At 66.8% G+C, this 14,983-nt stretch carries 16 protein-coding genes; 7 read left to right on the top strand and 9 right to left on the bottom strand.

The genetic code is table 11. The features are described from left to right. Positions 1 to 92: 92 nt before the first annotated feature. The 6 genes from AC3A6M_RS09230 to AC3A6M_RS09255 all read right to left on the bottom strand — a co-directional run bounded on the left by AC3A6M_RS09230 (position 93) and on the right by AC3A6M_RS09255 (position 6,752). Positions 93 to 2,012 carry a DUF885 domain-containing protein gene (locus AC3A6M_RS09230; RefSeq protein ID WP_487852423.1) on the bottom strand — a complete coding sequence of 640 codons (1,920 nt, stop codon included), beginning with the start codon at positions 2,010 to 2,012 and terminating at the stop codon, positions 93 to 95. Positions 2,013 to 2,079: 67 nt separating this feature from the next. Beyond that, positions 2,080 to 2,904 carry a peptide chain release factor N(5)-glutamine methyltransferase gene (gene prmC / locus AC3A6M_RS09235; protein ID WP_487852613.1) on the bottom strand — a complete coding sequence of 275 codons (825 nt, stop codon included), beginning with the start codon at positions 2,902 to 2,904 and terminating at the stop codon, positions 2,080 to 2,082. 16 nt (positions 2,905 to 2,920) lie between these two features. Next, positions 2,921 to 3,391, bottom strand: coding sequence for a disulfide bond formation protein B (locus AC3A6M_RS09240; protein WP_487852424.1), 471 nt, complete (start codon positions 3,389 to 3,391; stop codon positions 2,921 to 2,923). Between the two features lie 145 nt (positions 3,392 to 3,536). Then, positions 3,537 to 4,613: a peptide chain release factor 1 gene (prfA, locus tag AC3A6M_RS09245; protein ID WP_487852425.1), complete on the bottom strand. Its 1,077-nt coding sequence runs from the start codon at positions 4,611 to 4,613 to the stop codon at positions 3,537 to 3,539. A 96-nt stretch (positions 4,614 to 4,709) separates the two neighbouring features. After that, a complete protein-coding gene (hemA, locus tag AC3A6M_RS09250; protein WP_487852426.1) occupies positions 4,710 to 5,996 on the bottom strand; it encodes a glutamyl-tRNA reductase in 1,287 nt (428 codons plus the stop codon). Positions 5,997 to 6,062: 66 nt separating this feature from the next. Then, on the bottom strand, positions 6,063 to 6,752 hold the full coding sequence (locus AC3A6M_RS09255) for a response regulator transcription factor (RefSeq protein ID WP_487852427.1): 690 nt from the start codon (positions 6,750 to 6,752) through the stop codon (positions 6,063 to 6,065). 213 nt (positions 6,753 to 6,965) lie between these two features. Between AC3A6M_RS09255 and AC3A6M_RS09260 the strand changes: the two genes are divergently transcribed. Next, entirely contained in the window at positions 6,966 to 7,499 is a 534-nt protein-coding gene (locus AC3A6M_RS09260) for a hypothetical protein (protein WP_487852428.1), read from the top strand. 36 nt (positions 7,500 to 7,535) lie between these two features. Here the strand turns inward: AC3A6M_RS09260 and minE are convergent, their stop codons facing one another. Genes minE through minC form a run of 3 tightly spaced genes read right to left on the bottom strand, consistent with a single transcriptional unit; the run spans position 7,536 to position 9,430 of the window. Next, positions 7,536 to 7,787: a cell division topological specificity factor MinE gene (minE, locus tag AC3A6M_RS09265; RefSeq protein WP_487852429.1), complete on the bottom strand. Its 252-nt coding sequence runs from the start codon at positions 7,785 to 7,787 to the stop codon at positions 7,536 to 7,538. A 1-nt stretch (position 7,788) separates the two neighbouring features. After that, positions 7,789 to 8,604 (bottom strand): septum site-determining protein MinD, encoded by an 816-nt coding sequence (gene minD / locus AC3A6M_RS09270; protein WP_487852430.1) that lies wholly within the window; start codon positions 8,602 to 8,604, stop codon positions 7,789 to 7,791. Positions 8,605 to 8,656: 52 nt separating this feature from the next. After that, positions 8,657 to 9,430, bottom strand: coding sequence for a septum site-determining protein MinC (gene minC, locus AC3A6M_RS09275; protein ID WP_487852431.1), 774 nt, complete (start codon positions 9,428 to 9,430; stop codon positions 8,657 to 8,659). 282 nt (positions 9,431 to 9,712) lie between these two features. Between minC and AC3A6M_RS09280 the strand changes: the two genes are divergently transcribed. The 6 genes from AC3A6M_RS09280 (at position 9,713) to AC3A6M_RS09305 (ending at position 14,959) form a co-directional block, all read left to right on the top strand. Beyond that, positions 9,713 to 10,888 (top strand): acetyl-CoA C-acetyltransferase, encoded by a 1,176-nt coding sequence (locus tag AC3A6M_RS09280; protein ID WP_487852432.1) that lies wholly within the window; start codon positions 9,713 to 9,715, stop codon positions 10,886 to 10,888. Between the two features lie 70 nt (positions 10,889 to 10,958). Further along, on the top strand, positions 10,959 to 11,699 hold the full coding sequence (gene phbB, locus AC3A6M_RS09285) for an acetoacetyl-CoA reductase (protein ID WP_487852433.1): 741 nt from the start codon (positions 10,959 to 10,961) through the stop codon (positions 11,697 to 11,699). Between the two features lie 98 nt (positions 11,700 to 11,797). Then, positions 11,798 to 12,199, top strand: a complete 402-nt coding sequence (locus AC3A6M_RS09290; RefSeq protein ID WP_487852434.1) for a DUF2750 domain-containing protein — start codon at positions 11,798 to 11,800, stop codon at positions 12,197 to 12,199. Next, positions 12,196 to 13,500 carry an amino acid deaminase gene (locus AC3A6M_RS09295; RefSeq protein WP_487852435.1) on the top strand — a complete coding sequence of 435 codons (1,305 nt, stop codon included), beginning with the start codon at positions 12,196 to 12,198 and terminating at the stop codon, positions 13,498 to 13,500. The genes AC3A6M_RS09290 and AC3A6M_RS09295 overlap by 4 nt, the downstream gene beginning before the upstream one ends. A 51-nt stretch (positions 13,501 to 13,551) precedes the next feature. Beyond that, complete coding sequence (gene pip / locus AC3A6M_RS09300; protein WP_487852436.1) at positions 13,552 to 14,508, top strand: prolyl aminopeptidase; 957 nt, start codon at positions 13,552 to 13,554, stop codon at positions 14,506 to 14,508. 10 nt (positions 14,509 to 14,518) lie between these two features. Beyond that, positions 14,519 to 14,959 carry a DUF2721 domain-containing protein gene (locus AC3A6M_RS09305; RefSeq protein ID WP_487852437.1) on the top strand — a complete coding sequence of 147 codons (441 nt, stop codon included), beginning with the start codon at positions 14,519 to 14,521 and terminating at the stop codon, positions 14,957 to 14,959. Positions 14,960 to 14,983 lie beyond the last annotated feature (24 nt).

The raw sequence follows: 14,983 nt of genomic DNA on the forward strand, positions 1-14,983 counted from the left end.
TGAAACGCCTTCTGCCGATGAGGTGCAGAGAGTAACCGAAAAACGGCAAGCGCGCCGGGGACCCCCCGATTCCGCAGGATATGGCTGTTTTATTAAGGATTCGTGACCGGGGCACGTGCCGGCGACGATGGCGCAGGCGCCGGCGCAGGTGCCGGAACAGGGGCCGGAACAGGGGCCGGAGCGGGCGCCGGAACTGGCGTCTGCGCCGCGATCCAGCGCCTGACCTGGCGTGCCAGCACGTCCAGCGGCAGGGCGCCGTTGTCCAGCACGGCGTCGTGGAAGGCGCGGATGTCGAAGCGTTCGCCAAGCGCGTCCTGGGCTTCGAGCCGCAGCGACGCGATGCGCAGCTGGCCGAGCTTGTAGCCCAGCGCTTCAGCCGGCCGGACGATGTAGCGGTCGACCTCGACCTCGTTGTCGGCGGGCGGATTCGCGGTGTTCGCGTTCAGGTAGTCGAGCGCCTGCTGGCGCGACCAGCCCTTCGCGTGGATGCCGGTGTCGGCCACCAGCCGCGCCGCGCGCAGCAGTTCGTCGGCCAGGTAGCCGAAGCGCGGGAAGGGGTCGCGCAGCAGGCCCAGTTTCGGCCCCAGGCTCTCTGCGTACAGGGCCCAGCCTTCGCCGTAGGCGCCGTACCAGCCGTAGCGCCGGAACGCCGGCAGCGCGGCATTCGCCTGGGCGCGCGCGACCTGCAGGTGGTGGCCCGGCACGCCTTCGTGCAGGGCGAGCGTCTCGATCTCCCACATCGGCCGGGTGTTCAGGCGCGCGGTGTTGATCACCAGCGCCGCCGCGCGGTCCGGGCTGCCGGCCTCGTAATAGGCCGCGCCCTGGCCCTCGGCGCCGGCGGCCTGCGCCGGCTTGACCGCGAGTTCGTCCGGCGGGATCGCATCGAACAGCCGCGGCAGGCGGCTGGTGGCGCGCGCGATGGTGCGCCGGTAGCGGTTCAGCAGCGCGTCGGCGTCCGAGAAGAACAGGCGCGGATCGCTGCGCGCGAAGGCGATGAATTGCGCGAGGCTGCCGCGAAAGCCGGTGCGCGGGACCAGCGCCGCGATCTCGGCGCGGATGCGCGCCACTTCCTCCAGTCCCAGGTCGTGGATCTCGGCCGGGGTCAGGTTGGTGGTGGTGGCGCTCTTGACCAGGAAGGCATACCAGGCGGCCCCGCCGGGCAGACTGGAAGCCGCGATGGTCGGCCGCGCGGCCGGCAGGTACTCGTTGCGCACGAAGTCCTCGAGCTGCTGCAGGCTGGGCGCCAGCCCGGCGACAGCGGCCTGGCCGTCGAGCGCCAGCCTGGCGCGCGCTTCCTGCGGGATCGTCGCGGGCATCCGGCGGAAGGGTTCGGACAGCGGACCGTCGCCCAGGTGTTCGCGCAGCGCGCGCAGCTGGGCCGGCAGGCCGGCCATCGCCACCTTCGGCGCGGTCCAGCCGGTGCGCATCCCTTCGCGCAGCTGCTCGATGATGCCCTCGATGTGGCGCGGCGCCGCGTTCAGGCGGGCGATCCAGGCGCGGTAATTGTCTTCGGTGACGAAGGGCATCTGCGCGGCCAGCTGCGGCAGGCGGATGTGGATGCCGTCGCGCGCCGTGATCGGCTGCGGGTCGAAGGTCACGAAGCCGGCCTGCGCCAGCCGCCGTTCCTTGTCGGCGATGAATAAATCGAGCGACAGCAGGTCCTGGCCGTTTGATTGGCCACCAAGCTGGCTGCGGTCGAGCTGGCGCGCCAGTTCCAGCATGTGCAGGTCGTGCTCCAGGGTGCGGGCGGCGCCGGCCAGCGAGGTATCGGAAAGCTGCCCGTCGTAGCGGTGGTCGCCGACCGCGGTGGCGAATTCCGGCTGGTGCTTCAGGCGCCACTGCCAGTCGCGTTCGAACAGGGCGCGCGCCTGTTCCCTGGCGCTGCCGGCGGCGACGTCCGCGGCGCCGGCGCGCGGAGGCGCCAGCAGGATCGCGGCGGCCAGCAGGGTGGCGGTGAACAGGGGAAGGGTCAGCCGGGCCGCGAACAGCCGGGGCGCGGACAGTCGAGGCATCGCAGGGCTCCGGAAAGTGAGCGGGCCATTGTAACAAACAGGCCCGAAGGCGCGCGCAGGCTTGGTCTCAGGCCGCGATCCTGGCGCCGCTGACACGCTCGATCCCGGCCAGGTCGCGCCAGCTCTGCACCTCCGTGTAGCCGCCGGCATCCAGCAGCGCGCGCACGCTTGCTGCCTGGTCGTAGCCATGCTCCATCAGCAGCCAGCCGCCGGGCACGAGGTGGGCCGCAGCGCCGGCGACGATGGCGCGCAGGGCCGACAGGCCGTCCGCGTGGTCGGTCAGGGCGCCGGCGGGTTCGAAGCGCAGGTCGCCCTGGGCCAGGTGTTCGTCGCCGGCCGCGATGTAGGGCGGGTTCGAAGCGATCAGCTCGAAGGTCTCGTTGGCGTCGAGCGCGCCGAACCAGTCGCTGCGCAGGAAGCGTACGCGGGCGCCGTTGTTCGCGGCATTGCGGCGCGCGACCTCGAGGGCCGCGTCGCTCAGGTCGAGGGCGGTCACGGCGGCGTCCGGGCGCGTGTGCGCGACGGCGACGGCGATCGCGCCGCTGCCGGTGCCCATGTCGAGCAGGCGGCCGTGCGGCGGCAGGCGTCCGATGGCCAGCTCCACGATCAGTTCCGTGTCCGGGCGCGGGATCAGCACGGCCTCGCTGACTTCGAAGTCGAGGCCGAAGAACTCCCTCTTGCCGACGATGTAGGCGATCGGTTCGCCGGCCAGGCGGCGCTGCACCAGTGCCTGCAGGCGCGCCGCCTGCTCTTCATCGACGGCCTGCTCGGCGCGGGTGATCAGCTGCACGCGCGACAGCCCGGTCGCATGGCACAGCAGGATGCGGTTTTCCAGCGGATCGAGGGGCAGGCTGGCCTGCAGTTCGCGCAGGCTGGCGCCGGGCTGGATCATCATGCTGCGATGCGCATCAGCGGGCGCGGCGCGCCAGCACCCAGACCAGGGCGGCGGTCAGGATGGCGAACCAGACGGCCGACCACTGCGGCACGTTCAGGCCCAGCACCGTGTCCTGGGCCGCTTCGCACAGGCCGTCGGCGCGGAACAGCCAGGGCAGCAGGGTCGCGGTCGGGATCTTGTTCAATGCGGTTTCCATCGGGTCGATCCCGCACGAGAAGCCCGGGTGGGCCAGCACGTACAGGTGCTTGGCCACCACGCCCAGCCCGCCCAACGCGCACAGCAGGGCCAGCGCGCCCAGCGCCTTGATCTTGTCGGCGAACGCGCCGACCAGGCTGAAGACCGCGATGCCCAGGAACAGGTAGCGCTGGATCACGCACAGCGGGCAGGGCAGCATGTCCCTGGCGTGCTGGAGATAGAGGGCGGCGCCGACCAGGGCGATGCTGACGGCGGCGATCAGGAGCAGGGCGTTGCGGGACGTGGGCATAAAAACTTCCTGTGGTGGCAATCTTGCGATTTTCGCACGGCGAGACTTAACTTGGCCTGAATCAAACCGGGGTCAGACTCCGATTTTTGGAAATATCCGGCGAGCTCTTGCCAAAATCGGGAGTCTGACCCCGGTTTGAGCAAGATCAGTCGCCCAGCGCGGCCAGCAGCTCGGCCTGGTGCTCGGCCGACAGGGCGCTGGTCAGCTCGTTCAGGTCGCCGTCCATGATCATGTCGAGTTTATAGAGCGTCAGGTTGATGCGGTGGTCGGTCAGGCGGCCTTGCGGGAAATTGTAGGTGCGGATGCGTTCGCTGCGGTCGCCCGAACCGATCAGGCTTTTACGCGTGGCCGCTTCCTTGCTCTGCTGTTCGCGCAGCTGCACGTCCTTGATGCGCGCGGCCAGCACTTTCATGGCCTGGGCCTTGTTCTTGTGCTGGCTGCGGTCGTCCTGGCACTCGACCACGATCCCGGTCGGCAGGTGGGTGATGCGCACCGCGGAGTCGGTCTTGTTGATGTGCTGGCCGCCGGCGCCGGAAGCGCGGTAGGTGTCGATGCGCAGGTCGGCCGGGTTGATCTGCACGTCCTCGACCTCGTCCGCTTCCGGCATCACCGCGACAGTGCAGGCCGAGGTGTGGATCCGGCCCTGGGTCTCGGTGGCCGGCACCCGCTGCACGCGGTGGCCGCCGGACTCGAACTTCAGCTTCGAGTACACGCCGTTGCCGATGATGCGCACGATGACTTCGCGGTAGCCGCCCAGGTCGGACGGCGATTCCGACACCACCTCGACCTGCCAGCGGTTGCGCTCCGCATAGCGGGTGTACATGCGCAGCAGGTCGCCGGCGAACAGGGCCGATTCGTCGCCGCCGGTGCCGGCGCGGATCTCGAGGAAAATGTTGCGCTCGTCGTTTTCGTCCTTCGGCAGCAGCATCTTCTGCAGTTCCAGGTCGAGCTCGAGCAGGCGCGCCCTGGCGGCCTCGATCTCGTCCTGGGCGAATTCCTTCATCTCCGGGTCAAGCAGCATCTCCTGGGCCGCGACGATGTCGCCCTGGGCGGTCTGGTACTGGTGGTAGACGGCCACCAGCGGGCCCAGTTCGGCGTGCTCCCGGCTCATCTTGCGGAAGCTTTCCATGTTCGAGGTGGCGGCCTCAAGCGCCAGCAGTTCGTCCAGTTCGACGAGGCGGTTGGCCAGCTGGTCCAGCTTGAAGAGCATGGATGGTTTCATAGCGTTCGGAATAGTGAAGAGGACAGGGATGCCGCAGGACGGCGGCAGGTACGGGCGCGGCCACGCAGCGACCGCGCGAAAAACAGGAAGCGGACGCTAACGGCGGCCGCGGAACAGCTGCGGCAGCAGGGCGGCCAGGCGCGCGCGTTCGTCGCCCTGGGCGCGGTGCAGGGCCTGTTGCGGGCCGTGCAGGAATTTCGCGGTGAGCCCCTTCGACAGCGCATCCAGCACGGCGTCGACGTCTTCGCCCCTGGCCAGCAGTTTTTTCGCGCGTTCCAGCTCGGCCAGGCGCAGGCTTTCGCTGGACTCGTGCAGGTCGCGGATCACCGGCACCACGGCGCGGTCGCCGATCCAGTGCATGAAGGACTGCACGCGGGTCTCGATGATGGCTTCGGCCTGGGCCACGGCCGCCTGGCGGTGTTCGACGCCGGTGCGGACCACGTCGGCGAGGTCGTCGACCGTGTACAGGAACACGTCGTCGAGTTTACCGGCTTCGGGTTCGATGTCGCGCGGGACCGCCAGGTCGACCATGAACATCGGGCGGTGGCGGCGCGCCTTGATCGCGCGTTCGACCAGGCCCTTGCCGATCAGCGGCAGGGTCGAGGCGGTCGAGGAGATCACGATGTCGAACTGGGGCAGCAGCTCGGGCAGGTCGGCCAGGCGGATCGCGCGGCCGGCAAAGCGCGCGGCCAGGCTCTCTCCGCGCTCGAGGGTGCGGTTGGCGATCGTGATCGATTTCGGCTGCTGGGCCGCGAAGTGGGTGGCGCACAGCTCGATCATCTCGCCGGCGCCGATGAACAGCACGTTCTGCGCGCTGACGGAATCGAAGATGCGCTCCGACAGGCGGACCGCGGCGGCGGCCATCGACACGCTGTGGGCGCCGATCTCGGTGGTGCTGCGCACTTCCTTGGCCACCGCGAAGCTGCGCTGGAACAGCTGGTGCAGGTAGGTGCCCAGTCCGCCGGCTTGGTCGGCCACGCGCACCGCGTCCTTCAGCTGGCCCAGGATCTGCGCTTCGCCGAGGACCATCGAGTCGAGGCCGGAAGCGACGCGGAAGGCGTGGCGCACGGCGTCATGCTGGGGCAGCATGTACAGGTGCGGACGCAGTTCGGAAAAATTCAGCCCGTGATAATCGGCCAGGAAGCGCGCGGAGGCGTCGAGCGGATCAGCGACGTCGCTGGCGGCGTACATCTCGGTGCGGTTGCAGGTCGAGAGCAGGGCCGCTTCGTGCTCGCCGCGGCTGCTCGTTTGCGTGTCGAGGCGGGAAAACCAGCCGCGCGCCGCCTGCACCGCCGATCCCAGCTGCTCGGGCGCCAGCGCCAGTTGCTCGCGCAGCGAGACCGGTGCGGTGGTGTGGTTCAGGCCGACGGCGAGCAGTTGCATGGGTGGTCAAAAAATGGGCAGCGCGCCCATTATACCCTGATGCGTGCAGGGTTTCACGGGGAGCCTTCAGCCTCCCAGCTTCTCCAGCCGGTAGCCGTAGCTGTACACCGGCACCAGGCGGAAACCGTTCTCCGGACGCAGGCGCAGCTTGTTGCGCACGCGCGAGACGTGGGTGTCCATGGTGCGCGAAGGCACGGCGGTTTCACGCACCCAGATCGACTCGTGGATGTAGGCGCGCGACAGAGGACGGCCGAGGTTGCGGAAGAACAGCAGCGCCAGGTTGAATTCCTTGTGCGTGACGTCGATCTGCTCGCCGGCCATGGTCAGGCGGCCCGGGCGGGTTTCGAAGGTGTAGGGCCCGAACTGCAGCTGCTCGGCGCCGTTCTGCGACGGGTAAGCCCGGCGCAGCAGGGCCTGCACCCGCGCCACCAGCTCGCCGCGGCGCAGCGGCTTGACCAGGTAATCGTCGGCGCCGGCGGTCACGCCGGAAACGATGTCGTCTTCCGAAGCACTGCCGGCCAGGAACATGGTCGGGGTGTTCGGCGCCATCTTCTCCTTGGCGCGGCGCAGCAGTTCGGCGCCCGGCACGTCATTGACCTGCCAGTCGAGGATCAGCAGGTCGGTGCTGTCCTTGCGCAGTTGTCCCAGCAATTCCTTGCCGTTGTCGAAGGCGTGGCACTGGTGTCCGGCGCCGGTCAGCACCTGGCAGATCAGGTCGGCCTGGGAGGTATCGTTGTCCAGTACTGCAATTCTCATGATGAAGCGATCTCGGCGGGGTGGGACTACTACTAATGTTGCTGTAGGAGCACTCCTACAACTTATTTCCGAATATAGCAGACTTTTTAAAATCAAAGCTACACATGCTTCTGATAAATTTACATTTTCGTTGGGGAATAACGTCACAGCCGTGCCTACATGTCAACAAGGAGCGGGCTACACTGTCCTTACGAACATCAACCGGGGAAGGCAATGCTGAAGAGGATCTTCAAGAAAAAGACGCACGGCGACGCGCTGGCGCTGCTGCCGATGTCGAGCGGCGACATCGGGCGCGTGCGTGAGCGCTGCCGGGCGCTGGTGCGCAAACGCGCGGCGATTTCCGCGGGCATCTCGGCGGTCCCGGTCCCCGGCATCGACATGGTGGCCGATCTCACCAGCTTCGCCTCGATGGTCGAGGACATCAACAAGGACTTCGGTCTGACCCCCGCGCAGATCGACGCGCTGCAGCCGCACATGCGGGTCGCCACTTACCAGGCCATGGCGGCGCTGGGCGGAACGCTGGTGGGCAAGATCGTGACCAGGGAACTGGTGCTGAAACTATTACAGAAGTCGGGAGCGAAGCTGGCGGCCAAGTCGGCCACCAGGATCGTGCCGCTGGCGGGGCAGATCGCTTCCGCGGCGATCGGGTTCGCGCTGTTTCGCCAGATGGGCTACCAGCACGTGGAAGCCTGCGCCAGGGTAGCGCAGGAGGTAGGGCAGGCCGCGGACAAGGTGCAGCCGGCCTGAATGCGGCCGGGCGGGCCGCATCCGGGTCCGGGCCGCTCAGGCGTCCGGCAGGACGACGTTGACGTCGAGGACTTCCAGGTTGCCCTGGCGGTCCAGCGAGATCTTGATGTCGTCCGCGTTGACCTTGGTGTACTTCGAGATCACTTCGATCAGCTCGCGGTGCAGGGCCGGCAGGAAATCCGGGCCGCCGCGGCCGCCGCGCTCGCGGGCGATGATGATCTGCAGCCTTTCCTTGGCCGCCGTGGCGCTTTTCTGATTCTTCGGAAACAGGAATGAGAGCAGGGGCATGTCACTTTGCTCCGAATAAACGCTGCAGCAGGCCGGGCTTTTCGTAGTTGGTGAAGCGCAGCGGGATCTCTTCGCCGAGGAAGCGTCCCACCACGTCCTGGTAGGCCTGGGCCACGTCGGTCTCCTTGAAGTGGATCGCCGGGTTGCCCTGGTTCGATGCGTGCAGCACCGCTTCCGATTCCGGAATGATGCCGATCATCGGGATGCGCAGGATTTCCTGCACGTCCTGGTAGGACAGCATTTCGTCGTTTTCCACGCGGCGCGGCGAATAGCGCGTGATCAGGAGGTGTTCCTTGACCGGTTCGCCGCCGCTCTGGGCGCGGCGCGATTTCGCCTGCAGGATGCCGAGGATGCGGTCGGAGTCGCGCACCGACGAGACTTCCGGGTTGGTGACGATGATCGCCTCGTCGGCGAAGGTCAGGGCCATCAGCGCGCCGTGCTCGATGCCGGCCGGCGAGTCGCAGATGATGAATTCGAAGTCCATCTTGACCAGGTCGTTGAGCACGCGCTCGACGCCGTCTTCGGTCAGGGCGTCCTTGTCGCGGGTCTGCGAGGCCGGCAGGATGAACAGGTTTTCGCAGTGCTTGTCCTTGATCAGGGCCTGGGTCAGCGTCGCTTCCTTGTTGACCACGTTGATCAGGTCGTACACCACGCGGCGTTCGCAGCCCATGATCAGGTCGAGGTTGCGCAGGCCGACGTCGAAATCGATGACGGCGGTCTTGTGGCCGCGCAGCGCCAGGCCGGTCGCAAAGCTCGCGCTCGAGGTGGTCTTGCCCACACCGCCCTTACCGGACGTTACAACGATAATTCTTGCCATGAAAATTAAAGGTCCTATTCAGTATCTGGTCAGTGCTGGAACGCCCAGGCGCTCAGGTGCGGCTGGCTGAACTCAGCGATGATATATCGATTCGGTCGCCAACCAAACGGATTTGTGCCGGCTGGCGCGCCAGTTCGGCCGGAAAACCTTCGTCGAACGTGCGGTAAACGCCCGCGATCGACACCAGTTCCGGCTGCATCGACAGCCCGAAGATGCGCGCCTCGGCGTTGCCCGAGGCGCCGGCCAGGGCGCGGCCGTGCAGCGGCGCATACACATGGATGCTGCCGTCGGCGATGATCTCGGCGCCGTTGTTCACCACCGCGGTGATGATCAGGTCGGTGCCGCGCGCGTAGATGCGCTGGCCGGCGCGAACCGGGGTATCGATGATCATGGCCTGGACCGGCGCGGCCGGCGCCGGAGCGGGGGCCGGCGCCGGTGCGGGAGCCGGGGCCGGAGCAGCCGGGGTTTCCTCGCGCGCTGCGGGGACGGCCGACCGTGCTCCGCTGGAACCGTCGTCCAGGAACAGGCCGTGGCCGCGGATCGCATCGTGCAGCGCGGCCGGGGCGCCGCGCACCGCGACCGCGTTCAGGCGGTAATTCTTCAGCAGGGCCACCAGCGCCGGCCAATCGACCTGCGCAGCCTCGTCGGCGATGCCGGCGACGTCGATGACGGCGAATTCATCCTCGAAAAAGTCCGACACCCCCCCGGTCATCTGCTTGAGCGCGGCATCGATCGCGATCGGATCGGCCGAATGCAGGATGGTCGAAATGGCCACGACCGTGGAAATCTTGATTTCGATGGGCAAGGAACTCGGGTTTTTGGGCATAAAACGTTCTGGTTGGCACTAGCCCGAGCATTCTACTGTGAAATTTCCTTGAAAGGTAAAGGGTTTAAGATGGCTTGTCATGCGCTCGTAATAAGAAGCAATGACTATTTCCATAGATAAAAAACTGAACAATAAGAACGCTCTGCAATAACACAATTGACCGTTTTGTCAGTTCTGATTCATACATAAACTGATAAGATTGATTTTGCTTAAACTAGTTATTAGGTAGGTATCTAAAATTGTTGGCTTTCCGGCCAAAAGCTTCATTCTAGGGAGATTGAAATGGAAGACGTCGTCATCGTGGCCGCTGGCCGCACCGCCATCGGCAAATTCGGCGGCACCCTCTCGAAGATTCCTGCCACGGAATTGGGCGCGCAGGTCATCAAGCAGCTGATGGCCAAAACCGGCATCGATCCGGCCACCGTCAGTGAAGTCATCATGGGCCAGGTGCTGACCGCCGGCGTCGGCCAGAATCCGGCGCGCCAGGCCGTGATCAAGGCGGGCCTGCCGGACAGCGTGCCGGCCTCGACCCTGAACGTGGTCTGCGGCAGCGGCCTGCGCGCGGTCCACCTGGCGGCCCAGGCCATCAAGTGCGGCGACGCCGAGATCGTCATCGCCGGCGGCCAGGAAAACATGAGCGCCTCCCCGCACGTGCTAAACGGCTCGCGCGAAGGCTTCCGCATGGGCGACGTCAAGATGACGGACACCATGATCGTCGACGGCCTGTGGGACGTGTACAACCAGTACCACATGGGCGTGACCGCCGAGAACGTGGCCCGCAAGTTCGAGGTCTCGCGCGCCGAGCAGGACGAATTCGCGCTGCAGTCCCAGCTCAAGGCCGAGGCCGCCATGAAGGCCGGCAGGTTCAAGGACGAGATCATCCCGGTCGAGATCGCCTCCAAGAAGGGCACCACCATCTTCGATACCGACGAGTATCCGAAGCATGGCGCCACCCTGGAAGGCTTGGCCAGCCTGCGTCCGGCCTTCAACAAGGAAGGCAGCGTGACCGCCGGTAACGCGTCCGGCCTGAACGACGGCGCCGCCGCCGTGATCCTGATGTCGGCGTCGAAGGCGCAGCAGCTGGGCCTGGCCCCGATCGCCCGCATCAAGGCTTACTCGCTGTCGGGCCTGGACCCGACCATCATGGGCATGGGTCCGGTCCCGGCCGCGCGCGCTTGCCTGGAAAAGGCCGGCTGGACCCACGAAGAGGTCGACCTGATGGAGATTAACGAGGCGTTCGCCGCCCAGGCCGTCGCCGTCAACAAGCAGATGGGCTGGGACACCTCGAAGATCAACGTCAACGGCGGCGCGATCGCGCTGGGCCACCCGATCGGCGCCTCGGGCGCGCGCGTGCTGGTGACCCTGCTGCACGAAATGGTCCGCCGCGACGCCAAGAAGGGGCTGGCCAGCCTCTGCATCGGCGGCGGCATGGGCGTGGCGCTGGCGGTCGAGCGCTGAGAGCAGGAGCAACAGGCAATACCAACGACAACAAGCGGTTTTGACAGGTTCGTAAAACTAGGAGAAGACAATGGCTAGAGTGGCATTAGTGACCGGCGGCATGGGTGGCCTCGGCGAAGCAATCTGCATCAAGCTGGCCGCGCTGGGCTATACGGTCGTGACGACGTATTCCCCGGGCAGCAAGAAGGCGGAAGGCTGGATTGCCGCGATGCGTGAACAGGGCCATGACTTCAAGGCGTACGAGTGCGATGTGGCCGACTACGAGTCGGCCCAGGCTTGCGTGAACCGGGTGACGCAGGAAGTCGGCCCGGTGGACGTGCTGGTGAACAACGCCGGCATCACGCGCGACATGACCTTCAAGAAGATGGACAAGGTGAACTGGGATGCGGTGATCAGGACCAACCTGGATTCCGTGTTCAACATGACCAAGCCGGTCTGCGACGGCATGGTCGAGCGCGGCTGGGGCCGGATCATCAACATCTCGTCGGTGAACGGTTCGAAGGGCGCGTTCGGCCAGACCAACTATTCGGCGGCCAAGGCCGGCATCCACGGCTTCAGCAAGGCGCTGGCGCTGGAAGTGGCGCGCAAGGGCGTGACCGTGAATACCATCTCGCCGGGCTATATCGGCACCAAGATGGTCACCGACATCCCGAGCGACGTGCTGGAGACGAAAATCATCCCGCAGATCCCGATGGGCCGCCTGGGCAAGCCGGAAGAAGTGGCCGGCCTGGTCGCCTACCTGTCCTCGGACGAGGCCGCGTTCGTGACCGGCGCCAACATCGCCATCAACGGCGGCCAGCACATGCAGTAATCGCTGCTGCGCCTGTCGCGTGCGAAGCACCGCCTCCGGGCGGTGTTTTCTTTTTGGCGTATGCTCGTACTACCGACACGACGACCAGGAAGGCAGGCATGGCAATCGATACCAGGCAGGTGCAGGCGACGGTGATGCTTCCCGGGCCGCAGCGCTACGAATACTTCATCAAGCGCGTGGCCGAGACGGGCACCGTATGGAGCCTGTACCGCAACGGCTGGGCGCTGGCGAAGAAGGAAGACGGCACCCTGGTGTTTCCGCTGTGGCCGGACAGCGAATTTGCGACAATATGCGCCGATTACGAGTGGACCGGCTATGCGCCGCAGTCCTTCTCGCTGGACGAGCTGGTCGGCGAGCTGCTGCCCCAGCTGGAGCAGGATGGCGTCGTGACCGGCGTCTTTTATACGCCGGGCGCGCGCGACGTGATGCCGACTGCCGGACTGCTGCGGCGCGACCTGGACGACGAGTTGAAGAACAAGAAGGAGCCGAACGACCCATGAATGCCTTGCCCCACGGCGGCCTCGCGCTGTCCAGTCTCGAAGAACAGGTCCTGCAGCCCGGCGTGAAGGGCTTGCCGATCGTGGGGCCGCTGCGCCAGGGTGCGATTCGAGCGCAGGGCTGGAACGTGCTGCACGGCGACACCAGCTTCCCGGTCGCGCTGCTGAAAACCTCGGCGCTGCGCCACAACCTCGACTGGATGCGCGCCTTCTGCCAACGCTACGCCGTCGAACTGGCGCCGCACGGCAAGACCACCATGAGCCCCCAGCTGTTCGGCGCCCAGCTTGCCAATGGCGCCTGGGGCATCACGCTGGCGAATGCCGTGCAGGTGCAGGTGGCGTACCGCTTCGGCGTGCGGCGCGTGCTGATCGCCAACCAGCTGGTGGCGCGCAGCGACGTGCGCGCCGTGCTGCAGCTGCTGCACGACGATCCGGATTTCGAATGCTTCGTGCTGGCCGATTCGCTGGCCGGGGTGGCGAGGCTGGCGGAGGAGGTGCAAGCCCACGCGCTGGCGCGGCCGCTGCCGGTGCTGGTGGAGCTCGGCCTGTCCGGCAAACGCGCCGGCTGCCGCACGCCGGAAGAAGCGATGACGGTGGCGCGCGCCATCGAGGGCGCACCGGGGCTGCTGCTGGCCGGCTTCGAAGGCTACGAGGGGCTGCTGGACGAACGCGGCGCGGTCGAGGACTTCATCGCCAAGTTGTGCGCGCTGGTGCTGGAAGCCGACGACGAAGGCCTGTTCGGCACGCCCGAGATCCTGGTCTCGGCCGGCGGTTCCGGCTTTTTCGACCTGGTCGCGCGCGGTTTCCAGGGCTTGCACGGCCTGTCGCGGCCGCTGCGTCCCGTGCTGCGCAGCGGCTGCTACCTCACCAGCGACCACGGCATGTACCACGTCCAGCTGCGCCGGCTCGACGAGCGCGAAGGCGTGGCGCCGGACCAGGGCCTGCGCCCGGCGCTCGAAATCTGGAGCGCGGTGCAGTCGCGTCCCGAGCCCGGCCTCGCCATCCTCACCATGGGCAAGCGCGATGCCTCGCACGATGCCGGCCTGCCGGTGCCCCTGTTCCGCCACCGTCCCGGTCCGGGCGCCCCAAGCGGGATGCCGGCCGGCTGCGAGATCGTCAAGATGAACGACCAGCACGCCTACCTGCGCCTGCCCGAGAGCGATCCGATCCGCGAGGCGCTGGCGGTCGGCGACCTGGTCGGCTGCGGCATCTCGCATCCGTGCACGACCTTCGACCGCTGGCCGCTGTTGCTGGCGGTGGACGACGATTACGCAGTGCGCGGAGCCTTGAATACCTTCTTCTGAATGGCCGGGCGGTAAGCTACAATCGGTTGTCGATTCATTATTCAGATGCCCATGCCCGCCATTCCGCCGTCGCTGTTCCCGCCCATCCTGCCCAACCGCCACGGCATGCTGGCCGTCGACGAGCTGCACACGATCTACTGGGAAGAGGTGGGCAACCCGAACGGGATCCCGGTACTCTTCCTGCACGGCGGTCCGGGCGCCGGCCTCTCGCCGCAGCACCGGCGCTTCTTCGACCCGGCGGTCTACCGCGTGATCCTGTTCGACCAGCGCGGCGCCGGCAAGTCGCTCCCGCTGGGCGAGTGGCGCAACAACACGACCCAGCTGCTGATCGCGGACATCGAACGCCTGCGCGCGATGTTCGGCATCGAGCGCTGGCTGGTGTTCGGCGGCTCCTGGGGCTCGACCCTGGCGCTGGCCTACGGGCAGGCGCATCCGGACCGCTGCCTCGGCTTCGTGCTGCGCGGGATCTTCCTGTGCACCCCGGCCGAGATCGAATTCTTCCTGTACGGCGTGCAGTGGTTCTATCCGGAGCTGTACGACGACTTCATCGCCCCGATCCCGCTGGAAGAGCGCGGCGACCTGCTGAAGGCCTATACCCGCCGCCTGCTGTGCGACGATCCGCAGCAGTACTGGCCGGCGGCGCGCGCCTGGAGCCGCTTCGAAGGCCGGCGCGTGTTCCTGCTGCCGCAGGAGGAAGAGACCGCGTCCGACATCCTCGACCTGGGCGTCGGCCGGCTCGAATCGCACTACATGGCGAACGGCGGCTTCCTCGAAGCCGACCAGCTGATCCGCGACGTCGGCCGTATTTCCCACCTGCCGGCCGTGATCGTGCAGGGCCGCTACGATGTGATCTGCCCGCCGCTGTCGGCCTACCGCCTGCACCGGGCATGGCCCGGCTCGCGCCTGCGCATGATCCCGGACGCCGGCCACGGCGCGCTGGAGCACGGCATCGCGCGCGCGCTGGTCGCCGCGACCGAGCAATTCAAGCGCTTCGGCCGCTTCGAGTGAGAGGGCCGGCATGAACATCCAGACCCAGGACATCGGCCATGTGATCCAGCTGGCGATCGCGCCCGTGTTCCTGCTCACCGGCGTCGCCACCAAGCTGACCGTGCTGATGAACCGCCTGGCGCGCATCATCGACCGCACCCGCGTGCTGAAGGCGGAGCTGCGCAAGGCGCCGAACCCCGAATGCAGCGAAGAGCTCGAAGTGCTGTACACCCGCTGGCAGCTGATCAACTATGCGCTGACCGCCAGCACCGCCTGCGGCTTCCTGATCTGCGTGATCATCGCCTGCCTGTTCCTCGGCGACACGACCAACCTCCCGCTCGACCGCTACATCGCCGGCATGTTCGTGCTGGCCATGGTGGCGCTGATCGCGAGTTTCATTTTCCTGCTGCGCGAGGTATTCGTCTCGTTCCGCTATATGCGCATGCACCTGCACGACGACGTGCCGGCGTAGCCCACACACCAGAAAGTCCCGAAT

The sequence above is a fragment of the Telluria sp. Soil_C_11 genome, assembly GCF_057657395.1.